The 24290-nt window shown below is 70.2% G+C and carries 23 protein-coding genes; 12 read left to right on the forward strand and 11 right to left on the reverse strand.

Annotated features, from left to right (window positions below; translation table 11 throughout):
- Nucleotides 1-34: 34 nt before the first annotated feature.
- Complete coding sequence (locus H7K45_RS03050) at nt 35-898, reverse strand: MurR/RpiR family transcriptional regulator (protein ID WP_263994296.1); 864 nt, start codon at nt 896-898, stop codon at nt 35-37.
- A complete protein-coding gene (locus tag H7K45_RS03055) occupies nt 895-1701 on the reverse strand; it encodes a class II glutamine amidotransferase (RefSeq protein WP_263994297.1) in 807 nt (268 codons plus the stop codon). Before H7K45_RS03055 ends, H7K45_RS03050 begins: the two co-directional genes overlap by 4 nt.
- A 122-nt stretch (nt 1702-1823) precedes the next feature.
- Between H7K45_RS03055 and H7K45_RS03060 the strand changes: the two genes are divergently transcribed.
- The 6 genes from H7K45_RS03060 to H7K45_RS03085 all read left to right on the forward strand — a co-directional run bounded on the left by H7K45_RS03060 (nt 1824) and on the right by H7K45_RS03085 (nt 9163).
- Nucleotides 1824-3155: a type I glutamate--ammonia ligase gene (locus H7K45_RS03060; RefSeq protein ID WP_372512494.1), complete on the forward strand. Its 1332-nt coding sequence runs from the start codon at nt 1824-1826 to the stop codon at nt 3153-3155.
- 17 nt (nt 3156-3172) lie between these two features.
- Nucleotides 3173-4660, forward strand: coding sequence for an APC family permease (locus H7K45_RS03065; RefSeq protein WP_263994298.1), 1488 nt, complete (start codon nt 3173-3175; stop codon nt 4658-4660).
- Nucleotides 4657-5964 (forward strand): aspartate aminotransferase family protein, encoded by a 1308-nt coding sequence (locus H7K45_RS03070; RefSeq protein WP_263994299.1) that lies wholly within the window; start codon nt 4657-4659, stop codon nt 5962-5964. The genes H7K45_RS03065 and H7K45_RS03070 overlap by 4 nt, the downstream gene beginning before the upstream one ends.
- Nucleotides 5951-7126, forward strand: coding sequence for an amidohydrolase family protein (locus tag H7K45_RS03075; RefSeq protein ID WP_263994300.1), 1176 nt, complete (start codon nt 5951-5953; stop codon nt 7124-7126). The genes H7K45_RS03070 and H7K45_RS03075 overlap by 14 nt, the downstream gene beginning before the upstream one ends.
- On the forward strand, nt 7123-8580 hold the full coding sequence (locus H7K45_RS03080; protein ID WP_263994301.1) for an aminotransferase class I/II-fold pyridoxal phosphate-dependent enzyme: 1458 nt from the start codon (nt 7123-7125) through the stop codon (nt 8578-8580). The genes H7K45_RS03075 and H7K45_RS03080 overlap by 4 nt, the downstream gene beginning before the upstream one ends.
- 118 nt (nt 8581-8698) lie before the next feature.
- Nucleotides 8699-9163, forward strand: coding sequence for a YybH family protein (locus tag H7K45_RS03085; RefSeq protein WP_263994302.1), 465 nt, complete (start codon nt 8699-8701; stop codon nt 9161-9163).
- On the opposite strand, the gene H7K45_RS03090 is transcribed toward H7K45_RS03085, so the two are convergent.
- The 3 genes from H7K45_RS03090 to H7K45_RS03100 form a co-directional block, all read right to left on the reverse strand.
- Nucleotides 9089-10015, reverse strand: coding sequence for a dihydrodipicolinate synthase family protein (locus tag H7K45_RS03090; RefSeq protein ID WP_263994303.1), 927 nt, complete (start codon nt 10013-10015; stop codon nt 9089-9091). The two genes, H7K45_RS03085 and H7K45_RS03090, sit on opposite strands and share 75 nt — an antisense overlap.
- Nucleotides 10012-11433, reverse strand: a complete 1422-nt coding sequence (locus H7K45_RS03095) for a sialate:H+ symport family MFS transporter (RefSeq protein ID WP_263994304.1) — start codon at nt 11431-11433, stop codon at nt 10012-10014. The genes H7K45_RS03090 and H7K45_RS03095 overlap by 4 nt, the downstream gene beginning before the upstream one ends.
- Before the next feature lie 96 nt (nt 11434-11529).
- On the reverse strand, nt 11530-12201 hold the full coding sequence (locus H7K45_RS03100) for a FadR/GntR family transcriptional regulator (protein ID WP_263994305.1): 672 nt from the start codon (nt 12199-12201) through the stop codon (nt 11530-11532).
- A gap of 231 nt (nt 12202-12432) precedes the next feature.
- On the opposite strand from H7K45_RS03100, the gene H7K45_RS03105 reads away from it, so the two are divergent.
- The 3 genes from H7K45_RS03105 to H7K45_RS03115 all read left to right on the forward strand — a co-directional run bounded on the left by H7K45_RS03105 (nt 12433) and on the right by H7K45_RS03115 (nt 16275).
- Nucleotides 12433-14139 (forward strand): BCCT family transporter, encoded by a 1707-nt coding sequence (locus H7K45_RS03105; protein WP_263994418.1) that lies wholly within the window; start codon nt 12433-12435, stop codon nt 14137-14139.
- Between the two features lie 67 nt (nt 14140-14206).
- Entirely contained in the window at nt 14207-15394 is a 1188-nt protein-coding gene (locus H7K45_RS03110) for a metallophosphoesterase (RefSeq protein WP_263994306.1), read from the forward strand.
- Nucleotides 15391-16275, forward strand: a complete 885-nt coding sequence (locus H7K45_RS03115; RefSeq protein ID WP_263994307.1) for an endonuclease/exonuclease/phosphatase family protein — start codon at nt 15391-15393, stop codon at nt 16273-16275. The genes H7K45_RS03110 and H7K45_RS03115 overlap by 4 nt, the downstream gene beginning before the upstream one ends.
- 4 nt (nt 16276-16279) lie before the next feature.
- Here the strand turns inward: H7K45_RS03115 and H7K45_RS03120 are convergent, their stop codons facing one another.
- Nucleotides 16280-17311 carry a CobW family GTP-binding protein gene (locus H7K45_RS03120; RefSeq protein ID WP_263994308.1) on the reverse strand — a complete coding sequence of 344 codons (1032 nt, stop codon included), beginning with the start codon at nt 17309-17311 and terminating at the stop codon, nt 16280-16282.
- Between the two features lie 35 nt (nt 17312-17346).
- On the opposite strand from H7K45_RS03120, the gene H7K45_RS03125 reads away from it, so the two are divergent.
- On the forward strand, nt 17347-17979 hold the full coding sequence (locus H7K45_RS03125; RefSeq protein WP_263994309.1) for a DUF3159 domain-containing protein: 633 nt from the start codon (nt 17347-17349) through the stop codon (nt 17977-17979).
- Nucleotides 17980-18008: 29 nt separating this feature from the next.
- Nucleotides 18009-18458 carry a nitroreductase/quinone reductase family protein gene (locus H7K45_RS03130; RefSeq protein ID WP_263994310.1) on the forward strand — a complete coding sequence of 150 codons (450 nt, stop codon included), beginning with the start codon at nt 18009-18011 and terminating at the stop codon, nt 18456-18458.
- Here the strand turns inward: H7K45_RS03130 and pcaDC are convergent.
- The 4 genes from pcaDC to pcaH are packed head-to-tail and all read right to left on the reverse strand — an operon-like array spanning nt 18455 to nt 22162.
- Complete coding sequence (gene pcaDC, locus H7K45_RS03135) at nt 18455-19630, reverse strand: bifunctional 3-oxoadipate enol-lactonase/4-carboxymuconolactone decarboxylase PcaDC (protein WP_263994311.1); 1176 nt, start codon at nt 19628-19630, stop codon at nt 18455-18457. The genes H7K45_RS03130 and pcaDC overlap by 4 nt on opposite strands.
- Nucleotides 19627-20832 (reverse strand): lyase family protein, encoded by a 1206-nt coding sequence (locus H7K45_RS03140; RefSeq protein WP_263994312.1) that lies wholly within the window; start codon nt 20830-20832, stop codon nt 19627-19629. The genes pcaDC and H7K45_RS03140 overlap by 4 nt, the downstream gene beginning before the upstream one ends.
- Complete coding sequence (gene pcaG / locus H7K45_RS03145) at nt 20829-21389, reverse strand: protocatechuate 3,4-dioxygenase subunit alpha (RefSeq protein WP_263994313.1); 561 nt, start codon at nt 21387-21389, stop codon at nt 20829-20831. Before pcaG ends, H7K45_RS03140 begins: the two co-directional genes overlap by 4 nt.
- Nucleotides 21386-22162 carry a protocatechuate 3,4-dioxygenase subunit beta gene (pcaH, locus tag H7K45_RS03150; RefSeq protein WP_263994314.1) on the reverse strand — a complete coding sequence of 259 codons (777 nt, stop codon included), beginning with the start codon at nt 22160-22162 and terminating at the stop codon, nt 21386-21388. Before pcaH ends, pcaG begins: the two co-directional genes overlap by 4 nt.
- A 70-nt stretch (nt 22163-22232) precedes the next feature.
- Between pcaH and H7K45_RS03155 the strand changes: the two genes are divergently transcribed.
- Nucleotides 22233-22997, forward strand: coding sequence for an IclR family transcriptional regulator (locus H7K45_RS03155; RefSeq protein WP_263994315.1), 765 nt, complete (start codon nt 22233-22235; stop codon nt 22995-22997).
- Between the two features lie 4 nt (nt 22998-23001).
- Here H7K45_RS03155 and H7K45_RS03160 read toward each other — a convergent pair whose 3' ends face one another.
- Nucleotides 23002-24189, reverse strand: coding sequence for a 4-hydroxybenzoate 3-monooxygenase (locus H7K45_RS03160; RefSeq protein ID WP_263994316.1), 1188 nt, complete (start codon nt 24187-24189; stop codon nt 23002-23004).
- Nucleotides 24190-24290 lie beyond the last annotated feature (101 nt).

The raw sequence follows: 24290 nt of genomic DNA on the forward strand, positions 1-24290 counted from the left end.
GACCCTTTGGCGTGTGGCAACTGGCCACTCGCGGTCATTCCAGCAACTCGCTGCGGCGGAGTTCCTCCCACAGCGCCATCCGCGTGCGCGCGGGTTCGCCGACGGCGTCCATCACCAGGGGGATGAGGAGTTCGGTGAGCAGGAAGCCCGCCGCCATGCTCTGGTAGGTGGTGCCCACGGTGCTCGAGGCCGCCAGGACCACCTCGGCGTCCGGCGCGACGGGACAGGCCAGGTCGTCGGTGATCAGCAGCACCGTCGCACCGGCCCTGTGCACCCGCGCGGCGAGCTCGGCGACACTGCGCTGATAGCGGTGGTAGTCGAAGAGGACCACCACGTCGCGGCGCGTCAGTTCGATCATCGACCCGAGGTCGCGGCCGCCGGGGTCGGTCAGCACCCGCACCCCGGGGCGCAGTTGTTCCAGATGCGCGGCCAGGTGGACCGCCAGCAGGTGGGAGAACCGGCCGCCATGCAGGTAGAGCGGGCGGGTGGTGTCGGCGAGCAGGGCGACGGCCGCCTCGACCGCCGGCGCGGGCAGCTGGGCCAAAGTTCGTTCGGCTTGGGCGTTTTGGGCTCGGCCCTGCTGGAGCAGGCGATCGAGGGGCCCCGCATCGGTCGAGCCGGTGGGGGCCACCGGCAATCGGGTGATCGGACCGTTGGACTGTGCGCTCAGCTCCGCCCGCAACGCCACCTGTAGGTCGGTGAAGCCGTCGTAGCCGAGGGACTGGGCGAACCGCAGCACGGTCGGCGGGCTGACCTCGGCGCGTTCGGCGAGGCGGGCGGCGCTGGTCAGCCCGGCGCTCGGATAGTCGGCCAGCAGCGCCCGGCCGACGCGCCGCTCCGCCTTGCTCAACGACGGCAGGGCGGCGCCGGCGCGCGCGGCGACGCTCTCCTCGGTCACGGGTGTGCGGCCCCGGCGAGCGGAAGCACCGTCGTCGACAGGTCGCGCAGCGACACGGCGATCACCGATTCCGGTGGCAGCGCGTCCCATTCGAGGTCGCCGAACCCGGTGGACCCGACGACCACCACGCCAGGAGTCGGCCGGGCGATGCGCAGCGCGAAGTAGTCCTCGAGGTGCTCGGCCGGCAGATCGGTGGCGCTGATCTCCTCGACGTCCTCGTCCAACAGGCGGCTGTGGGCGTGCGCGTGGACGACGACCAGCTGCTCCTCGCCGAGCAGCAGCGCGTTGAGGCTGGCGTCGGGGTGGCCCTGCCTCAGCTGGGCGACCGCCCGCCGTACCGCCTCGGGCAGGCTCGGCGCCGCGGCCCGGTGTCGGCGGATCAGTGCGAAGTAGCGCTCGCTGTCGGTGGTGCCACGGACGGTCGACGCCGTCGCGGGGTCGAGGAGGTCGTCGAGCGCGTCGACCGGCTTGATGGACCCGTTGTGGGCCATCGCGAGCCCGTCGGCGAGGAAGGGATGGGAGTTGCGCGGTTCCACGGCCAGTCCGTTGGTGGCCCAGCGCAAGTGGACCAGCGACGCGGTGGGGGTGAGGTCGTGGGTGGCCGCCGCGAACTCTCGATCACCGAGCGCGGTCCCGGCGGACACCGTGACCCACGGGGTGTCGCCGGGACGGTCGACGCCGGCGACGCCCCAGCCGTCGCCGTGGATCTTGGTCAGCGCGACGAAGTCGGTGAGCACCGCATCGCCGACCGCGGCCGCGATGGACACCGGCGCCAGCGAGGCGACACCCAAGAGCCGACACATGAAGGCATCCTCCGTTCCATAATTTTACGAATCAACCATAAACCGACGAATTTAAAGAATCTGAAACATTCATGACATAGGTTCCTCGGAGACTCACAGCGCATGCAGGACCGACGGGAGACGTGCCAGTGCCAGTGTCGATCGACGACCGCATCGACGAGTTGCGCGCCAAGGGCGTGGAACTGATCGCCGGCTCGGTGACCGACCCGGCCGGTGTCACCAGGGCCAAGTACGTCCCGCTGCGCCGACTCGGGGACTTCCAGCGCTCCGGGATGGGCGTCTCGCCGTCCTGGAGCGTCTTCTGCGTCGACACCGGCATCGCGTTCACCCCGACCATCGGCGTCGCCGGTGACCTGCGCATCCGCCTCGACCCCGACAGCGTTCGCATCGTCGACGACGGGATCGCCTGGGCGCCAGGCGACCTGACCGACCAAGCTGGGGACCCCGCACCGCTGTGCCCGCGAAGCGTGCTGCGGCACGCCGAGCGCGCGGCCGACGAGCACGGCCTCACCGCGCTCGTCGGCGCCGAACTCGAGTGCACGATGATCGCGCCCGACGGCTCACCGGCCTCCACCGACCCCTGGTCGCCGTACGGCATTCGGACGTCCCTGGAGCACTCCGCGTTCCTGGTCGACCTCGCCGCCACCGCCGAGCGCGCCGGCCTGAGCATCGAACAGATCCACACCGAATACGGCCACGACCAGCTCGAGGTGTCCCTGGCGCCCACCACGCCGGTCGCCGCCGCCGACGCCGTCATCCTGACCCGCATCGTCCTCGGACGGGCGGCCGCACGGCACGGCCTCCGAATCTCCTTCGCCCCGGTGCCGTTCGTGGGCGCCGCGGGCAACGGCGCCCACCTACACCTCTCCCTGGCCGACGCCGACGGGCCGCTGTTCTCCGGCGGCGAGGGCCCGCACGGCATCCGGCAGGCTGGCGGCTCCGCGATCGCGGGCGTCGTGGACGCGTTACCCGATCTCATCGGCGTGTACGCCGGTTCGGCACTGTCGGCGCTGCGGCTCAAGCCGGGTAACTGGGCCGGCGCCGTGGCGTGCTGGGGACTGGAGAACCGCGAGGCCGCAGTGCGTTTCGTCGCCGCCACCGCGGGCAGTCCGCACGGCGCCAACGCCGAACTCAAGCTGATCGATCCGAGTGCCAACCCCTACCTGGCCGCCGCGGCGTTGCTGGGCAGCGCGCTGCGCGGGGTCGAGCTCGAGCTCGAGTTGCCGCCCGAGGTGCCCGAGAACCCGGCCGAGTCGGCCGCTGCGCCGCCACCGCTGGCCACCGACCAACGTTCCGCGGTCGACGCTCTCGAGCGATCGGCCGTCGCCGCGGAGCTGCTCACCGCCGAGATGGTCGAAGCCCTGGTGGCGGTGCGCCGACACGAAATTCAGACCTTCGGCGACAGCCCACCCGCCGAGACCACCCAGGCGCTGCGCCTGGCGTGGAGCTGTTGAACCCCGAGGAGAGATCGATGAGCACCAACACGTCACCGGCCAGCCCGTCGGAGGAGGCGGGCCAGCTACCGCACCGTCGCCTCCCCTTCTGGGTGGCACTGGCCATGTCCGTGGCCCTCGTCGGACCGACGCTGGCCATGTCCGGCAACGGGCAGGGCCTCATCGCCACGGTCGGCAAGGCCATCCCGCTGGTCTTCGTCATCGGACTCGTCGGGGTGTCCCTCGTCGGCTACAGCTTCGTGCGGCTCACCCGGCACCTCAATCACGCCGGCTCGGCCTACGGACTGGTCGGCGGGACCATCGGGCCGCGGGCCGGCTTCTTCTCCGGCTTCGCCATGCTCGGTGCCTACGCCGGATTCGCCATCGGCACACTGGCGTTGACCGCGGCGTTCGTCAACGCGTTCGTGGCCAAGCTGCAGCCCAACACCGACACCCCCTACCAGCTGCCGTGGCTGGCGGTCGTCGTGGTCGGCGCGGTGATCTCGTTCCTCCTCTCCGGTCGCGACGTCCGGCTACTCGGCAAGATCTTGCTCGGCATCGAGGGCGTCGGCATCGTGGCGATGATCGTGCTCGTCGTGGTCATCTTCGCCCGCGGCGGTGCCCCGACGACCGGAATCGACTTCAGCGCCTTCACCTTCGAGGGAGTGTCCAGCTCCGCAGTGATCAGCGGCGTGGTCGCGGCGTTCCTGTCCTGGGCCGGTTTCGAGGCGTGCGCGTCGATGGGCGAGGAGACCGACGACCCCGGCCGCAACATCCCCCGTGCCCTGGCCGGCACGCTGATCCTGACCGGCGTGCTGTTCGTCGTGGTGATGTTCGCGCAGGTGGTCGGCTTCGGAACCGACGCCGCGGGCCTGGAGGCGTTCGGCAGCTCCGGGAACACGTTGGGCGACTTGGGCAACACCTACATCGGGCAGTGGTTCAGCCTGCTGATCATCTTCACCGCAATCGTGTCGGCGTTCGGCTGCCACTTGGCGTGCTCGGCGACGTCGGGCCGCATGCTCTACGCGTTCGGCCGCGACGGCTTCGGCCCGAAGGCACTGGCGCAGATCCACGAGGGCACCGGCGGTCCCCGCTTCGCGACCTGGCTGGTGGTCGGTGTGGCGCTGGTCGTCGACCTGCTCTGCGGCGCCTTCCGGTGGCCGGACATGGGCACCGGCAACCCCGCGATCGACACGTACTTCCTGTTCGCCGTCGCCGGATCGGTCTGCCTGATGGTCTGCTACCTGCTGGTCGAACTCGCCGCCGCATGGTTCGTCGGCGCCCCCAAGTTCGTCCGCGTGCACGGTGGTGGCGGCAAGGTGCTCGGCCTGACGCTGCCGATCCTGGGCGCCGTGGTGATCGCCGTGGTGCTGTGGTTCAACGTGAAGGACGCGACGGAGTGGGGTGCGGCACCCCTGCTCGGGTTGTATTGGTGTGCAATCGGTCTGGTGATCGCACTCGCGGCCTCGGGTATCGCCAAGCGCGTCGGCGCGTCGCTCACCGCCGAGCTGTCCGCGACGGAATGAGCACCCTCTACGCCCGCGACGAGGCCGCTGTCGCCGGCATCGAGAAGCTTCGGTTCTTCCCGCTGGAGGTGGTGTCGGGGCACGGCTCGACGCTGGTGACCCCCGACGGGCGCGAGTTGTTGGACCTGTCGGCCACCTGGACGGCCAGCGGGCTCGGACATGGGCACCCCGCGATCGTCGAGGCGGTCACCCGGGCGGTACGCACCGCGCCGGGGTCCGGTGGGCTGTCCGCGGTGCACCCCGACTCCGTGGGGCTGGCCGAAGATCTGCTGGCGGTGGTGCCGGGCACCGGCGAACGACGGGTCTACCTGGGACACGCCGGTTCCGATGCCAACGACGTCGCGCTGCGCGCGTGCCGGCACGCGACCGGCAAGCGCACCGTCATCGCCTTCGAGCACAGTTACCACGGTGGCGTCGGCATCGCGATGGGCGTCTCCGGTGTGCACGTGGACGCCGGCGCGCCCGCCGACCCGGATGCGGTGTTCCTGCCGTACCCCAACCCCTTTCGACCGGGGCCGGACGGGATCACCGCCGACGTCGACGCCTGCCTCACGCTGGCCGAAGGGCACCTGAGCGGTGGGTCGATCGCCTGTCTGATCGTCGAGCCGATCCTGTCCGACGGCGGACTGGTCGTGCCGCCCGACGGCTTCCTGGCCCAATTGCACGAACTGTGCCGGCGGCACGGTGTGCCGTTGATCTGCGACGAGGTGAAGATGGGCCTCGGCAGGCCCGGCACCCTGCACGCATTCACCCACGACGGCGTCGAGCCCGACATCGTCACGTTTGGCAAGGTTCTCGGTGGCGGACTGCCCCTGTCGGCGGCCGTCGGGCCCGCCGAGATCCTCGACAACCCGCCGGCCGCAGCACTTCTCACGACCGCGGGCAACCCCGTGTGCACCGCGGCGGGACGTGCGGTGCTGGCCACCATCGTCGGCGACGACTTGCCCGCGAGGGCGGCCACCGTCGGTGGACTGCTCGCCGACGGGCTGCGGGCGCTCTCCGGCTCACCCGGTGCCGACCGCATCGGTGACGTCCGCGGGCGAGGGCTGGCGATCGGTCTGGAACTCGTCGACCCGTCGTCGGGAGAGCGTGACCCCCGGCTGGCCGCACAGGTGGTCTACCGTGCGTGGGAGTTGGGAGCGGTCGTCTACTACGTTGGCGGCAACGTCCTGGAGATCACGCCGCCGCTGGTGCTCACCGAGGCCGAGGCGGCTCGAGCGGTCGAGATCCTTGGCGAGGCCGTCGCCGACGCGGCCGCAGGACGCGTGAACGCCGAGGAGGTGGCTCGATATGCAGGCTGGTGAACTGCCCGACGTCTTCAGCGGAGTCCGGGGCGACGTTCCCGAACCACTGGCGGCCCACCTGCAGACCGTCGAGCTGGTCGACCACCACGTGCACGGCACGTTCAGTCAACCCGTCGACCGCGCCGACTTCGAAGCCGCGATCAACGAAGGGTCCACCGACCCCGTCCCCAGCTTCATGACCCAATTCGACTCGCCGCTGGGCCTTTCCATCCGCCGCTGGTGCGCGCCGCTGCTGGGTCTCGAGGCGCTGGCGAGTGCCGAGGACTACTGGGCCCGGCGTAGCGAGTTCACACCGGACGACCTGTCGCGCATCATGCTGCCCGCCGCACGCGTGCGCCGGTGGGTCGTCGACACCGGGTTCAAGGGCGACCTCATCACCACCCCGGACCAACTCACCGATCTCAGCGGCGTGCGGTCCTCGGAGATCCTGCGGTTGGAGCGACTGACCGAGGACCTGCTCGAGGGGGGCACCTCGGCCGAGGACTTCCCCGACGCCTTCCGGGCCGCCCTGCGGCGCGCCGTCGAGGACCCAGACGTGGTCGGCACCAAGACCATCGCGGCGTACCGCGTCGGTTTCGACGTCGACTGGACGCGCCCGTCGGACGCCGACGTCGTCGCTCACGTCACGGAGTTCATGGCCGGCGCCCGTCCGCTGCGCGTGGCCGACGCCTTGCTCATCGCGTTCGGCGTGCACGAGGCGGCGGAACACGGATTGCCGATCCAGGTGCACGTCGGCTTCGGCGATCGTGACATGGATCTGCACCGCAGCGACCCGATGCTGCTGCTGCCGCTGCTGCGGACCATGACGCCGGTCCCGGTGATGTTGTTGCACTGCTACCCCTTTCAGCGTCAGGCCGGCTACTTGGCGCAGGCCTTCGACCACGTCAACTTCGACGTCGGGCTGGCGGTGAACTACCTCGGCGTGCGGTCGACGGGTCTGGTCGCCGAGGCGATGGAGACGGCGCCGTTCGCCAAGCAGCTGTACTCGTCGGACGCCTTCGGTCCGCCGGAGCTGCACGTGCTGGGGTCGGTGCTGTGGCGCCGGGCCATGGGTGTGGTGCTCGGTGAGTGGGTTCAGGCCGGCGACTGCACCGATGACGATGCGATCCGCATCGTGGACATGATCGGGGTGACGAACGCCGAGCGGGTCTACGGGTCGTGACCAGGGTCGAAAATCACCGCGCCGCACCGCTGTTCGACTCGTTGAGGCGGTTCGTCGAACGCGACCAGGCGCCGTTCTACAGTCCCGGCCACAAGGGTGGCCGCACCCTGGACCCGTGGTTTCGCGCGCATCTGGCCGACGTCGACCTGAACAACCTGCCCGACACCGACACCCTGCACTGCCCCGAGGGGCCGATCGCGGAGGCGGAGGCGTTGATCGCCGACGCCTGGGGTGTCGGGCAGAGCTTCATCCTGGTGCAGGGGTCGACGAGCGGAAACGTCGCGATGGCGCTCTCGGCGTTGGCTCCTGGCGAGCCGGTGCTGGTGGCCCGCAACGCGCACAAGTCGGTGCTCGCCGGGCTGGTGCAGGTCGGGGCCCGGCCGGTGTGGCTGGAGCCGCGCTGGGACGAGACCTTCGGCGTCGCCCACGGTCTGGACGTCGCCGTCGTCGAGCGGGCCTTCGCCGAGAACGCGGCGGCCGCGCTCTGGGTGCTGCACCCGACGTATTACGGGACCACAGGGGACGTCGCCGCGCTCGCCGACCTGTGCCGCCGCCATGACGCCACCCTGCTCGTCGACGGAGCCCATTCACCGCACTTCGCCTTCCACCCCGACTTGCCAATCCCCGGTGAGCGATTCGGCGCGGGGACCGTGCAATCGGTGCACAAGATCATCTCCGGACTCAGCCAGGCCGCGGTGCTGCACGTCGACCCGGCCCGGCTGGATCCGGCCGCGGTCCGGCGGGCGCTTCAGCTGATCCAGACCACCAGCCCGCACTTCGCGATCATGGCCTCGGTCGACCTGGCCCGTCGCCAGATGGTGCAGGACGGCCGCGACCTGCTCGACCAGACCCTGGACCGCGCCCGCCGCACCGCGCAGCGGCTGGCGGCGATCCCGGGGCTGACGGTGCTGCGACCGGAGCACCTCGCGGGTCCCGGCACCGGGCTGAACCAGCTCGACGAGACCAAACTGCTCGTCGGGACGGCGGGCCTGGCCACCGACGCCCGCGACGTGGTCGCGCGACTCAACGCCGTCCACGGCGTCCAGCCCGAGCTGGCCGGCACCGGCCACGTCCTCTGCATCACCACCATCGGCACCACCGAGGCTGACGTGGACCGCCTGGTCGACGGTTTCACCGAGGTCGCGCAGCACGCCGGCAGGCAGCCGGCGGGCTCGCGTGCCGCACTGGTGGCCGACCTGCTGGCCCTTCGGCCGCAGATGGTGCTGACCCCGCGTGAGGCGTACTTCGCCGGGCAGGAGACGGTCCGGCTGACTGACGCAGCGGGGCGGGTCAGCGCCGAGGCGATCACGCCGTACCCGCCCGGCATCCCGCTGGTGATGCCTGGCGAGCGGCTCGACGCCGACGTCCTGGGTCTGCTGAGCGCGCTCCGCGAGGCGGGCAACCCGATCAGCGCGTCGGACCCGACGCTGGGGTTCGTCACCGTCGTGCGCTGACCCCCTTCCACCCACCTCCCGCGAGCAGTCGGAAACCTGCGTGAATTACCGGCGTGTCGTGCACCTTTGCGACACCTCGCCAGAGGGGTGGGGGGCCGCGGGAGACTAGGCTGCGGGGATGCCGAACTCCGATGAGCTCTCCGCGGCGGCGATGCAGGCGGCCGTCGACGTGATCGCGGCGTTTGGATCACACGACACCGCACGCTATTTCGCTGGCTTCGCGCCCGAGGCGACGTTCCTGTTCCACGCCGAGCCCGCGCTGCTGCCCTCGCGGGCGGCCTACGAGGAGCTGTGGGCGCAGTGGGAGCGCGAGGGGTTCCGCGTCCTGTCGTGCCGGTCGGTAAACCCGCGGCTGGATCTGGTGACCGACGACGTCGCGGTGTTCACCCATTGGGTGCGCACCCGGCTGGCCGGGGTCGACGAGGAGCAGCGCGAACGCGAGACCATCGTCCTGCGGCGTGGCGCCGACGGGCGTTGGCTTGGCGTCCACGAGCACCTGTCGCTGGATTCAGCGACGGACGTCGACGCCCTCGTCGACGAGGATGGTGCGGATCGCGTCGATCTCGGCGTCCACCAGCGGTAGCAGCGGATCCGCGCAGCGCGGGGTCGTGATCACACCCCGGAGATACTGCGCCGCCTTGAAGGCACCCAATGCTCCTGCGGTGAAGCCGATTCGGGTCCGGTCGGCCACGTCGACGATGGCGAACACCCGCAGCAGCCGCTCCTGCTCGGTTGCCGCCGCGGCCCAGTCGCCCTCCGCCGCCGCACGTCCCAGCCGCACGTAGCCGTCGGGGTCGACGTTGCCCAGCCCCGGCACCTGGCCGTCCGCCCCGAGGCGCAGGGCCAGGTCGGTCACGGTCTCCGAGCCGGTGAACACCCGGAACCCGGTTCCGCCGGTGGCGGCGAGGATGCGGCGGAACGACGTCAGATCACCGCTCGAATCCTTGAGTCCCGCAATCGTTCCCGCTGAGGCGAGGCGCGCGACGGCGTCGACGGGCAGGTGGGTGTGCGTCGCACTGGGAATGTCGTAGGCGACCACGGGCACGTCGACGGCCGCGGCAACCAGCTCGAAGTGACGGACCACCTCGTCGGGATGCGGTGCGACGTAGAAGGGGCCGGTCGACACGACCGCGGACGCACCACGCTTGGCCGCCTCCCGAGCGTGGTCGATCACGCGGGCCGTCCCGGTGTCCAACGCGCCCGCCAAGACTGGCACCTGTCCCGCCGCGGCGGCGACGGCGACCTCGACGGCCCGGTACCGCTGATCGTCGGACAACAGGGCGGCCTCACCGGACGAACCGCCGACGAACAGCCCGTCGACGCCCGCGGTGATCAGGAACCCGCACAGCCGCTCCAGTGAGTCGGCGTCGACGTCGCCGGCCGGGGTCAGCGGCGTGGTGAGCGGCGGCACCAGGCCGTGCAGTGGCGCGGTCATCGTGATGCCCTCTCGTCGACGGTGACGCCCGGGTCGACGCGGCCGCAGCGGCCCGCCACGTCGAAGCCGACCAGAATGGCGATCAGCACGGTGAAGCCGAGCGTCAGCACGGTGAGCGCGGTGCCCAGACCCAGCGACGCCGCGACGGACGCGCCCATGATCGGAGCGATGGCACCGCCCAGCGCGCCGACGTTGTAGCAGAAGCCAAGTCCGCTGGCCCGGACGTTGACGGGAAGGTGGTCGGACACGAACTTCGGCAGCAGCCCGGAGATGCCTTGACTGAAGAACTGCAGGCCGAACAGCAGGACCCACAGCCAGACCACGTGGTCGCTGCTCAACGTGAACACCGGGACGACGAAGAACAGCGAGATGACGAGGCCCAGCACGTAGGTGCGGCGGGTGCCGAGCCTGTCCGCGACGACGCCCGAGGCCACCGATCCGGCCGCGTAGCCGAGGCCCGCCCAGAGCAGGACGTGCGCGACTTGCGCTGGAGCGAAGTGCAATTCGGTCTTCAGGTAGGTCGGCAACAGTGACTGCAGGGGCCACGAGTACAGGAACGCGGTGAGCACGGTGAGGATCAGCATGACGAACATCGCGGTGGCACCCGCGGCGAGTTGCCTTGCCAGAACGACGAAACAGGCGGCGGCGATCACGGCCAGCGCGAAGACCAACGGACCGGTGACGGTCCGGCTGAAGATCACGACCAGGACGACGGCGGCCACGACGGAGACCGCGGCGTTCGCGACGCGGTTTCGCGGGTTGAACAGGAGTTGCATCGCGGTGTTCTTCTCGAGCGCACCACGCGTGCGACTGTCCTCCCATTCGGTCGCCTCCGGCAGTGCGCGTCGCATCCACAGCGCCCAGGCCGCAGGAACCAGGCCGATGAAGAACATCCAGCGCCAGCCGAGGTTCGGGACCACCAGCGGATAGAGCTGGCTGGCCAGCACCACGCCGATCGGATAGGCCGACAGGAGGGCTCCGCTGGCGCGGTTGCGGAACCGCTTGGGCCACGACTCCATGGCATAGGTGACGCTGGACGCGTACTCGCCCGCCATGCCGATGCCGACGATCGCGCGAAAGACGAACATCGACCAGTAACCCCAGGACAGGCCGCACAGGAAACTGCCGCCTGCGAAGCACAGGATGCTGATGATCATGGCGTGCTTGCGGCCGAACCGGTCGGCGATCGCTCCCAGAAGCAGGCCGCCGAACCACCGTGAGACGAAGGCGGCGCTGACGAGCGTGGTGGCCTGGACCAGGCTGAGGTCGAACTCGTCGGCCAGTTCGGTGAGCACCAGGGTGATCAATACGAAGTCGAAGCCGTCGAGCAGGTAGCCGAGCCACGCGGCCCAGAACTGCTTCCACTGGGTGGTGGTCAACGAGGGGGTTTCGTCGGTTCCGTGCGGCGTCGTCGCCATGCCTGCACCTCAGATCAGATATCGGATATGTGACAGCGGATATCTGGACGGTACGGCATGACGCAGGTCACATCAAGACCTCAATGCGCCACACGGTCAGGCGGACGGCGTGTCGAGGCTGCGCTGCAGATCCTCGAAGTGCCGGGCCACGGCATCCGTCATCGCGGCCCGGTCGCCCGAGCGAAGGGCGTCGACGATGGCGGCGTGGTCCTCGGCGGTGGGCCTGCGCAGGTCGTGCACGACGTGGTCCGACGCCTTGCCGAAGATGGTCCAGAACACGTCGATGAGTTGCAGGACGAACGGGTTGTGCAGCGGGGCGAACAGCGCCTGATGGAATGCCTGGTCGACCTCGGCGGGCACCCGGCCGTCGACGGCGTTGGCGCGCATCTTCTCGACCAGTCCGTCCAGGTGCGTCAGCTCGTCGTCGGTGATCACCTTGGCGACTTCGCCGATGAGGCCCTCTTCGATCGCGCGGCGGGTCTGCAGAAGTTGGGCCAACGGCACGCTGTCGGCCTGGAGGCCGTACGGCAGCTGCTCGATCAGCGGTCCAAAGCTGAAGGTGCCGACGAACAGGCCCTTGCCACGGCGTACCTCGACCACACCGTGCGCCTCGAGGCGACGCAGACCCTCACGGACGGAGGTCTTTCCGACGTCGAGCAACGCGGCCAATTCCGCCTCCGACGGCAGGGCGTCGCCCGGCTTCAACTTCTTGTCGACGATGAAGGCCCGGATCGCCGCGCCGGTCTCGTGGGACAGCAGCGCTCGCATTGACCCTCCCTTCTCGGATATCAGGTAGGTTACCGCCTTCGGCATCAAGATCGTTCGGGCCGTGGACGACTGCACTTCGTTCCTCAGGTTGACGGGCCACCTGTGAGGGAGTTGTGTGTTCGTCACCCGTTCGCCGACCGTTTACCGAAGGCAGCTCCCGTGACGACTGAAGCGAAATCCGATCTCGACCGTTCCTTCGAGCCCGAGGAACACCGCAAACGCCGCCGCCTCGTGAAGGCGCTCGAGACCGGCAAGGGCGGCGTGATCCCACATCCAGCGCTCGACGTGCCAGTCGACGAGGAAGGTCAGGCGCGCAGCCGCGGCGTCGACTGGGTGGTGTTCGGCGTGACCGCGGTCATCGCGCTGGGCTTCCTGGTCTGGGGCTTCGTCAGCACGCCCTCGCTGAAGAGCGTGTCCGGTTCGGCGTTGACCTGGACCATGGAGAACACCGGGTGGCTGTTCGTCGTGACGTCGTCGGCGTTCGTCCTGTTCGTGCTGTGGTTGGCCGTCAGCCGCTTCGGGGCGATCCCGCTGGGCCGCGACGACGAGGAGCCCGAGTTCAAGACGATCTCGTGGATCGCGATGATGTTCAGCGCGGGCATGGGCATCGGGTTGATGTTCTACGGCGTCGCCGAGCCGCTGTCGCACCTCGTCACGCCCCCGCCGGGCACCGGTGAGGCGGGCAATCCCGAGGCGATGCAGACCGCCATGGCCACCGCGCTGTTCCACTGGACCCTGCACCCGTGGGCCATCTACGCCGTCGTGGGTCTGGCGATCGCCTATGGGGTGTACCGCAAGGGCCGCTTGCAGTTGATCAGCGCCGCCTTCGCGCCGCTGATCGGCGACCGGGCCAACGGGCCGCTGGGCAAGATCATCGACATGCTCGCCATCTTCGCGACGCTGTTCGGCTCGGCGGCGTCACTCGGCTTGGGCGCCTTGCAGATTCGCAGCGGCCTCAACATCGTGGCGGGATTCAGTGCGACGGGCAACGCGGTGCTGGTCGTCATCATCGCCGTCCTGACCGTGGCGTTCATCTTCTCGGCGGTGTCGGGTGTCGCCAAGGGCATTCAGTGGCTGTCCAACATCAACATGGTGCTGGCCCTGGCGCTGGCGGTGTTCGTATTCGTCGTCGGCCCAACGGTCTTCATCCTCAACGTGATCCCGACGGCGCTGGGTAGCTACCTGCAGGACATGGCGATGATGTCGGCCCGCAGCGGTGCCGAGGGCCCGGCCGTGGACACCTGGCTGCAGAGCTGGACGGTCTTCTACTGGGCGTGGTGGCTGTCGTGGACGCCGTTCGTCGGCATGTTCATCGCGCGCATCTCCCGCGGCCGCACCATCCGTCAGTTCGTGACCGGGGTGCTGCTCGTGCCCAGCGTCGTGTCGCTGATCTGGTTCGCGATCTTCGGCGGCGCGGCGATCAGCATCCAGCAGGGCGGCGTCGACCTGGCCGGTGAGGGAACCACGGAAGGTCAGCTGTTCACGCTGCTCGACCAGTTCCCCTTCGCCACCGTCGCCAGCATCGTGGTGATCGTGCTGGTCGCCATCTTCTTCGTCTCCGGCGCCGACGCGGCGTCCATCGTGATGGGGTCGCTGTCCGAACGCGGCACCATCGAGCCGTCGCGCGCCACGGTCGTGTTCTGGGGCGCCGCAACGGGAGCCGTGGCGGCGGTCATGCTGCTCGTCGGCGGTGACGACGCGCTCACGGGTCTGCAGTCGCTGACGATCCTGGCGGCGCTGCCGTTCGTGTTGGTGATGGTGGGCCTGGCCGTCGCCCTCGTCAAGGATCTGCGTACCGACTCCATGATGATCCGGCGCCGGTACGCCGCCGAGGCGATCGACGACGCGGTGATCGCCGGCGTGGTCGAGCACGGCGACGACTTCGTGATCGCGGTCGAGAAGGATCCCGACGCTCCAGGCGGGGCCGCCGTTCGCTGAGCGGACCGCGAGCGGGGAAGTGGGTAGCCTCGGCGGTACCCCACGTACCGGATCGAGGCGCTCCCGCATGTCAGATCACCAATCCACCCAGACCGAGCCTGCGCCGCGCGCTCGCCGACGGCGTAGGTGGTGGCTGAGCCTCGTCCCCGTCGCCATCTCGTTCATCCTGCTCGGGGTGCCGTGGTGGACGCTGCTTGGTGCGCAGACGCACTGGCCGACGATCGTCGTGGTCGCCGGCACGGCGGTGTTGGTGGCGGCCTTCGTCGCGCTGCCCACCCTGATGATCACCGGGCACGGCGGCCACCGGCCGGACTGGGCGGCGGTCACCGCCGACACCCTCCTCGGGTCGGTGTGGGTGCTGTTCTCCAGCTCGGTGCTCGGACTGCTCCTGCGCCTCGTGCTCGTCGTCGTCGGGGTCGACGACCCGACCAGATCGCGTGTCGTCGCGGTCGCCGTCGTGGTCGTAGCATTCGCCACGCTGGCCTGGGGCCACTACGAGGCCATGCGCGTCCCGCGCGTCAGGCCCGTCGACGTGGTCGTGCCACGACTTGGCGCCGGGTTCAACGGTCTGCGCGTCGCGATGATCACCGACACCCACTACGGGCCGATCGACCGCAGCCGGTGGTCTGCCGGGGTGACCGAGCGCGTCAACGCCCTGGACGCGGACCTGGTCTGCCACGTCGGCGACATCGCCGACGGCACCGTCGCCATGCGGGAGCCGCAGGCGGCCCCGTTGACGGCCATGCGCGCCACGCTCGCCCGCGTCTACGTCACCGGCAACCACGAGTACTACGGGGAGGCACTCGGGTGGATCCGCTACATGGCCGACATCGGGTGGGAGGTCCTGCACAACCGGCACGTCGTGCTCGAGCGCGGGGGTGACCGGTTGGTGGTCGCGGGCGTCGACGACGCGACCGCCAGGGGCTCGGGCGTCGAGGGCCACGGCGCCGACCTGACGGCCGCCCTGGCGGGCGCCGACCCGGATCTCCCCGTACTGCTGCTGGCGCATCAGCCCAAGCAGATACCGGACGCCGTCGCGGCCGGGGTGGACCTGCAGATCTCCGGACACACCCACGGCGGCCAGATCTGGCCGTTCAACTTCTTCGTCCGCCTCGACCAGCCCGTCGTCCACGGGCTCAGCCGCCACGGCGAGCGCACCCAGCTCTACACCGGCCGAGGCACGGGATTCTGGGGGCCGCCGTTTCGCGTCTTCGCGCCGAGTGAGATCACGCTGCTGACCCTTCGCCGAGCGTGAGATCGCCCCACCGACGGACCCGCCGGGTCCCCGTCGGTTCCTTCGACGTGGCGTCCCAGCGGTGGGCCGACGGTGGCGGTGCCGCGGCGGTGACCCGCGACGAGCTGGTGGTGGCGACCTTCAACGTGTGGTTCAGCGACTTCCACGACGAGGAGCGCTTCCGTGCCATTGCCGACGTGCTGTCGCGAAAGATGCCCGACGTCATGGTCTTTCAGGAGGTCACGCCGACGGCGCTGGCGATCTTCCTGGCCCAGCCGTGGATTCGGGTGCGATACCGTCGGGCCGCGGTCACCGGCGGCGATCTCGGAAACTACGGCATGCTGTTGCTCTCGCGAGTTCCGATCGCCAACGTCACCTACACCCGGCTACCCACGAATCTGGCGCGCGGTTTCCTGACCGCCGACCTCGACACCGGCGGCACGCCTCTGACCGTCGTCGCGCTGCACCTGGAGAGCGGAAAGGCCGCCGCCCGGCTGCGCTCGCGTCAGCTCGGCCGCGTCTTCCGTTGGCTGCGCAGGACCGAGAACGCCGTGGTGCTCGGCGATTTCAACATGCGTGACTCCGAGAACGGCGTCATCGGAGAGCCGTATCGTGACCTGTGGCCGATGCTGCGGCCAGACGACGACGGCTTCACCGAGGACACGACGATCAACCTGATGCGTCTCGACAGCAAGAACAAGCAGCGCCACGTCCGGTTCGACCGGGTGTTGCTCAAGGGCGGCGGCTGGACGGCCACCGACATCGAGCTGCTGGGCACCGAACCCATCTCCCCGACGCTGCCGAGGGTGTTCCCGTCGGATCACTTCGGCGTGCTGTGTCGCCTGGCGTCCGGGCCCACGCCCACCGAAGGCGTCCGACGACAACGCTTTTGGCGTCGCTGACGCCTCAGATGCTCAGACGGCGATGGCGCTGCAACCGCCGCATGGCCACGGCCGAGGCGGTGCCGTCGTGCGGTCGCACCGCGGCGTCCGCCCTGGCGCGTACCTCGTCGACGTCGAAGTGGGTGCCGATGGCCACCAGGCAATTGGCCCTGGCCCGTGGCGGCGCCGTCGCGACGTGCACCGACGAGCCCACCACGTTCACGACGTAGGTGCGCACCCGTTCCCTGGCGCGCACGGCCACGGTGCCCTTGAGTCGGTAGACACCGGCGGGCGGATCCTCCAGCAGGTCGAGCAGCGCCCCGGGGTCGACGCACCCGTCGCTGGTCGCGGTGACCGAGGCCGCGTGCACGTGATCGGGTTCGTCGGCGTGCGCGTGCCGTGCCGCGTCCTCGATCAGCAGCTCGCGGATGGACAGCTGCCCCGAACCGTCGTCGGCGTCGCCCGTGTCGTACAGCAGCGCGGGGTCGATTCGCGCGCCGACGGCCGCGACGACGTGGGCGTCGGGATTACGCTCCCGGATTCGGGCCTCGATGCGAGCCACCTCGTCGTCGCGACGGTCCTCGGGGAGCTGGTCGAGCTTGTTGACCACGATCAGCGACGCCGCCCCGTACCGGGCGAGCGGCGCGCCCCCACGGTCGACGACGTCGAAGTGCGTCACCGCGTCGATGACGTCGACCACCCCGCCGGGCCGGATCCGCTCGACGCCGCTGAAGCGGATCAGGCGTGACACCGCGACCGGGTCGGCCAGCCCGCTGGCCTCGACCACGATGGCGTCCAGGGCCAGCCGGGGATCGGACAACTTCTCCAAGGCCTCGTCGAGCCCGTTGTCGTCGTCGAGGCAGCACACGCAGCCGCCGGCGATCGAGACGGGCTCGTCGACCTGACCGGTCACCAGGGCGGCGTCGACGTTGACGTCGCCGAAGTCGTTGATCACGACCCCGATTCGCGCACCCGGAGCGCGCAGCACGTGGTTGAGCAGGCTGGTCTTGCCGGCACCGAGGTACCCGGTCAGGGCGATGACGGGGATGGCAGGCACCCGAGGAGTCTAGGGGAGTCAGTACCCTCGTCGAAGTGGACGCCCCGACCCCTCTCAGCAGCCTGCTGAGGCGCGCGGGCGGCGTGCGCGGGCTGGTCTACTCGTCGCTTCCGGTCACCGCCTTCGGTCTGGTGAACGCCGTCATGACGCTGTGGTGGGCCCTGGCCGTCGCCCTTGGTGTGGGCGGCCTCGTCATGCTTTGGCAGCTCGTACGGCGGGAGTCGATCCGGCCGGCCCTGTTTGGCTTCGCCGCGGTGGCGGTGGGGACGGGGTCGGCGTTCGTGACCGGCCGGGCCAAGGACTTCTACCTGCCGGGCATCTGGACCTACGTGGTGCTCGGCACCGCCTTCACCGTCTCGGTGCTGATCCGCCGGCCGCTCATCGGGGTCGGCTGGGCGTGGGTGACCGGTCGCGACGGCACCTGGCGGCACGTGCGGCGGGTCCGTCGGGCCTTCGACCTGGTCACCGCCGCGATGGCGGTCGCGTCCTGGTCGCGCTTCGCCGTTCAGGGGTACCTCTACGCCACCGATCAGGCCAATCTGCTGGCCGCGGCGCGCATCGCAATGGGGTGGCCCATCTGGATCGTCACCTCGGCCCTGATCTACTGGGCCATCCGGGTCGCCGTCCGGGCGCTGCCGCGCTCGGCTGAGGCGACCCGACCGACCTGACCGATCAACCAGCCGAAGGGGACCCACCCGTGAGCTTCGTCGACGAGCATCTCAAGGCCTACCTGACCTCCGGGGGCGCCGAGGGCCACATCCTGGACGTCAGCTCCGCGGGCGGTCACGCCTTGACGACCAACTGCCTCCTCAAGGTGGTGGGGCGCAAGTCCGGCAAGACCTACGTCACGCCGCTGATCTACGGCAACGTCGGCGGCGAGATCGTCATCGTCGCGTCCAAGGGCGGCGCCGACACCGACCCCGAGTGGTATCTCAATCTCGTGGAGAGCGAGACGCTCGGCGTGCAGATCGCCACGCAGGCGTTCGAGGCCACCTGGCGGGAACCGGAGTACGAGGAACGTCACCAGGTCTGGGCGTACATGACCCACCTGTACCCGCCCTATCTCGGTTACCAGACGGCCACGACGCGCCACATTCCCGTGGTGATGTTGCGGATCGTGAAGCCGATCTCGGTGTTCACCGCCTAATCGCCTGCGGGGGAATCCAGCTCGGCCAGCACGGTCGACGCGATCCGGAACGCGCTGTTCGCGTCCGGCACACCGCAGTAGATCGCGGTCTGCATCAACACTTCCTTGATCTCGTCGTTGGTGAGTCCGTTGTTGCGGGCGGCGCGGAGGTGCATCGCCAACTCGTCGTGGTGCCCGCGCGCGACCAGCGCGGTCAGGGTGATCATCGAGCGGCTGCGGCGGTCCAGGCCGGGCCGGGTCCAAATGCCGCCCCACGCGTACTCGGTGATCATGCGCTGGAAGTCGGCCGTCAGTTCCGTAGTGGCCGCCGTCGCCCGGTCGACGTGTGCGTCGCCGAGGACGGCGCGGCGTACCGCCATGCCCGCCTCGTAGACCTCGTCGGTGGTGCGGGGGCGGGCTTCGCGCACTCCGCAGTGGCCGGCGATCAGATCGGCCACGACGGTCGGCGCCTCGGCAGGGGCCAGGTGTCCGACGCCGTCGAGCACCTCGAGCCGGCCGTCGCGCACGCCGGAGGCGATGAGCCGCAACGACTCCGGGGGAGTGGCGACGTCCTCGGCGCCGGCAATGGCGAGCACGGGGACGTCGACGGCGGAGAGCCGGTCGGTGACGTCGAACGCGGCCAGCGCGTCGCAGGTCTGAACGTATCCCCGGGGGTCGGTGTCCCGGAGCGCACCCAGCAGTGCCGAGGCCACCTCGGGGTGACGGTCGGCGAAGCCGGGGGCGAACCACCGCTGCGCCGAACCCTCCCTGACCGCGTCCGTCCCGCCGGCAGCGACCGCGGCGGCGCGATCGCGCCAGCCGTCCTCGGTGCCGATCTTGGCGCCGGTGCACAGCAGCGTGGCCGTGCTGACCCGCTCGGGTGCGTCGAGCAGCAGTTGCAATCCGACGCACCCGCCCACGGAATCGCCTGCGTAATGGAAGGTCTCGCATCCCAGGCGGTCGGCCAGTGCGAGGACGCCTGCGGCGAGCTCGGCCATCGTGAAGTCCTCGCCGGACGGGCTTCGACCGTGACCGGGCAGATCCCACGCGACGACCTGGACGTGGGCACGCAAGATTCGGGTGGCGGCCGCCCACAGCGTGTCGGCCGACGTACCCAACGACGGCCCGAGGATGAGGGTGGGAGCATCGGTGGGTCCGGCGGTGAGGGTGCCGACGAGGCGGGGCACGGTCATGGCGCGTCCTTGCGGTTGGGGGCGTTGACGTAGCTGGCGGCACGGTCCAGCGCCGCGTCGACGAGGTAATCGGCGACGCCGAGATACGTTGACTGCGGTTGCCGCCCAACGAGAGTGGCCATCGTCGCCTGTTCGGCGGCGAGGTCGCCGGCGGCGGCGAGGTTGGCGGCGGCCCGGTCGGCGTCCACGCGCAAGCCGCCGAGCAGGTCGGTGGTGTGCGCGCCGGCGACGACCGTGCGCCGGGCCAGGGTGGCGATCGTGGCCCATTCGGCGTGCCAGGCGCCGTCGGCACGTTCGTCGACGTTCGTGGCGGCGGCGGTGTGCAGAGTGCCCGCCAACGGCCCTGCGGTCAGTGCGGCGCGGCGGATCAGCACCGAGCGCACCGGATTGTTCTTGTGCGGCATGGTCGATGAGCCGCCGCCCTGCCCCTCGGCGAACTCGCCGATCTCGGCGCGGCCGCCGGTGGCGACGTCGGCCGCGAGGTGGCCCCACGCGTCGCACAGCCCTGCGAGCAGGTCCCCGATGCGGGTCAGAGGTGCCCGGGTGGTGTGCCAAGGGTGGGCCGGCGTCAGACCGAGGCGAGTGGCGACCCGGCTGGTGAGCTCCACCGCGGCGGGAACCGAACCGGTGAGCTCGACGACGGCGGCCAAGGTGCCCACGGCACCGCCGAGTTGCGCCGGTTGCTCGGTGCGATCGAGCGGATCGGCGGCGTCGAGCAGTCCGGTCAGCCAGGCGGCGGTCCGGGTGCCGACGGTGGTGGGCAGGGCCGGCTGGGTCAGCGTGCGCGCCAGCGCCGGGGTGTGACGATGCCCCTCGGTGAGGGCGACCAACGAGTCGACCTGTGCGCGAACGTCTTCGGCAAGGCGGGTCAGCACGTCGCGAAGGCAGAGCATCAGTGCGGTGTCGACGACGTCCTGACTGGTGAGCCCCCGATGGATCCACCGCGACGCCGGGTCGGGGGTGCGGTCGCGCAGCAGGGCGACCAGGCCGGACACGGGGTTGCCGTCCGAATCCGCCTGCCGTGCAACGGTGTCGAGGTCGACGTCGGTCGGCAGCGTGATGCCGGCCGTGGTCGGGGCCACCCCGGCGTCGACGAGACCGTCGAGCCAGGCTTGCTCGACGGCGAGCATCGCCGTCAGGAACGCCGCGTCGGACATCAGGTCCCCGGCGAGGTGGTCGCCGGGCCAGAACAGGTCGGTCACGCCCGATGGCCCGGATAGCGCAGGAACACCGTCTCGTGGGGTCCCTGCAGACGGACGTCGAAGCGGAACCCGGTCGGCTCGGCCACCGCGATCAGCGTGTCGCGTCGATCGGCGGGCAGGGCGGACAAGAGGGCGTCGTCGTCGAGGTGCTCGCCAGGCAGGTAGGCCCGGGTGAACAACCGGTTGAGCAGCCCACGGGCGAACACGGTGATCAGGAAGAACGGTGCGGCACCGACTTTCGTCGCTCCGGGGGCCACCGTGGTGAAGCCGTAGTGGCCGTCGCCGTCGGTCGCCGCCCGGCCCCAGCCCGTGAACGTCCACCCGTCGCGGCGCAGCGATCCGCTTGCGGTGGGCACCGTGCCGCCGGCGTCGGCCTGCCACAGCTCGAGCAGGGCGTCGGGAATCGGGGTGCCGTCGCCGTCGGTGACGACGCCGTGCAACCGGATCGCGCCCGGGGAGCCCGGCGGTACCAGCTGCTCGCCCCGTTCGAAGGGCAGCGCGTAGCCGAAGAAGGGGCCGACGGTCTGGCCCGGGGTGGCAGTGAGCAGCTCGGTCATTCGTCCGAATCCTCCTGGGTCTCGACGGGAGTGCGGTGCGTGCCGGTCAGCACCACGTCCCAGCGGTAGCCGGTCGCCCACTCGTGCGTGGTGACGTCGTGGTCGTAGGTGGCGACGAGTCGGTCGCGTGCCTTCTGGTCGGTGATGGCCTGGTAGATCGGGTCGAATGCGAACAGCGGGTCACCGGGGAAGTACATCTGGGTGACCATTCGCTGGGTGAATTCCGTTCCGAACAGCGAGAAGTGGATGTGGGCGGGGCGCCAGGCGTTGCGGTGATTCTTCCACGGATAGGGACCTGGCTTGATGGTGGTGAACCGGTAGAAGCCGTCGTCGTCGGTGAGGCAGCGGCCGGTGCCGGTGAAGTTCGGGTCGACCGGTGCCGGATGCTGGTCCCGCAGATGGATGTAGCGCCCGGCGGCGTTGGCCTGCCAGATCTCGACGAGTTGCCGGCGCACGGGACGGCCGTCGCCGTCGACCACGCGACCGGTGACCACCATCCGCTCGCCGATCGGGTCGCCTCCGTGGCCGATGGTGAGGTCGGATTCCAGTGCGTCGACGTCGCGTTCGCCGAAGCACGGCGTCCACAGTTCGACGCCCTCGGGATCGGCGTGGTGAAGGTCCTTCGTCGGATGGCGAAGCACGCTGCTGCGATAGGGCGAGTAGTCCAGCCGCGGCTGGATCTCCTCGACACCGGCTCGCTCATAAGCAATTCCGATGGCCGCGATCTCCGCGCTGACGTCGGCCTGCGTGGCCTGAATGCCCACTGCGTTCATGGGTGGAACGTATCCCGCCCCGGTGCGAACGCGGAAGCGTACGGTTCCACTGAGCGAAAGGAATGGTCGATTGGCGGGAAACACGTCCGTGCCCGGCGCGAGGGTCTCGGCGCGGCTGCTGGCCATCATCGGAGCCTTCGACGACACCCATCGCGTCCTGCGTCTGTCCGCCATCGCCGAGCGCGCGCACCTGACGCTCCCCACCGCTCACCGGCTGGTCGGCGAGCTGGTCGACGGCCGTGCCTTGGAGCGCCGCGCCGACGGCACCTACGTGGTGGGGCCGCTGCTGTGGGAGGTCGGTCTGCTGGCCCCGGTGCAGGCCGAGCTCCGTCAGATCGCCGAGCCGTTCCTGCACGACGTCTACGCCGCAACCCTGGCCACCGTGCACCTCGCGGTGCGCGACGGCGACGAAGTGCTCTACCTCGACCGAATGTCCGGACGGGCGTCGGTACCGATCGTCAGCCGCGTCGGCAGCCGGCTGCCCCTGTACTGCACCGGGGTCGGCAAGGTGCTGCTCGCGCACGCCCCGCCGGACGTCCAGCAGCGGGTGTTCGCCTCACTGCGGCGCATCACCCCCCACACCATCACCCAGCCCGCCGTGCTCGGCGCGCAGTTGGAGCGGGTCCGGCGCGAGGACGTCGCCAGCACCGTCGAGGAGATGTCGCTCGGGGGCTGCTCGCTGGCCGTACCGGTGCGCCGTCGCGAGGCAGGGGGCGAGCCGGAGGTGGTGGCCGCCATCGGTGTCGTCGTGCCGTCGCTCAAGCGCGACCGGCAGCGGCTGATGGGCGCTCTGCAGGTCGCCGCCCGCGGCGTCGGCCGAATCCTGGGCGCCTGAGCGATCAGGCGGTGGGCCAGCCCGTGTAGGCCTCGGCGAGGTACGTCGAGCCAGCCGTGGAGGAGACCACCGAGTTCAGCTCACCGACTTGGCGTCGGACGTCGAAGGGCGTGGCCTCCGGCAGGGTGTGCAGCATCGTGGTCATCCAGTAGGAGAAGTGCTGCGCCTTCCAGACCCGTGCCAGCGCCCGGTCGGTGTATTCGTCGAGGGCGTTCGCCTCGCGTCGTCGCAGGAAGCGCTCGATGCACTCGGCGAGCACCCGGGTGTCGGCCAGCGCGAGATTCAGCCCCTTGGCACCGGTCGGCGGCACCGTGTGCGCCGCATCCCCGGCCAGCACGAGGCGGCCATAGCGCATCGGTTCGCAGACGAAGCTCCGAAAGCGCAGCACGGTCTTCGACGTGACCGGGCCCTCGGCCAGCGTGTAACCGTTGGCCCCGACCCTCTTGCCGAGTTCGGTCCAGATCCGGTCGTCGGACCACGCGTCGACGTCCTCGCCAGGGTCGCACTGGAAGTACATGCGTTGTACCTCGGTGGTGCGCTGGCTGATCAGGGCGAACCCGTGCTCGGAGTGGTTGTAGATCAGCTCGGGTGCGCTCGGTGGCGCCTGGCACAGGATGCCGAACCAAGCGAAGGGATACTCGCGAAAGTAGTCGCGGCGCAACGTGTCCGGGATCGCCTGGCGGCAGACTCCGTGCGAACCGTCGGCCCCGACGAGGACCTCGCAGCGGATCTCCGTGGCGACCCCGTCGGAGTCGACGAAGCGGATGCCGGGACGCTCGCTCGTGGCGTCGACGACCGCGGTGTCGGTGACGCCGAAACGGACGTCACCACCGTCGCGTTCCCGGGCCGTGGCGAGGTCGACGAACACGTCGGTCTGCGGATAGAGCCACACCGAGGCCCCGGTCAGGCCGTGCAGGTCGACACGGTGGTCGGCGCCTCCGAAGCCAAGGCTGATGCCGCGGTGTTCGTCACCCTCGCGCAACACGCGGTCGGACACCCCGCCGTCGACGAGCAGTCGGACGCTGTCGCGTTCGAGGATGCCCGCCCGCACCGTCTGCTCGATCTCGGCACGGGTGCGCGTGTCGATCACGGTGGAGTCGATCCCGTTGCACGACAACAGGTGCGACAGCATCAGACCGGCGGGGCCACCGCCGACGATGGCCACGGTGGTGGTGGTCGATCGCGCGCTCATGTCCTCGATTTCACCGCAGCCGGTGGCCGCGGTCCAGAGCGGACTTCCGCTCAGCGAAAACGTCCCCGCTGCCAGGGGCAACGGGGACGCTCGACTCCGTT

The organism is Mycobacterium yunnanensis (assembly GCF_025823185.1).
Classification (GTDB): Bacteria; Actinomycetota; Actinomycetes; order Mycobacteriales; family Mycobacteriaceae; genus Mycobacterium; species Mycobacterium yunnanensis.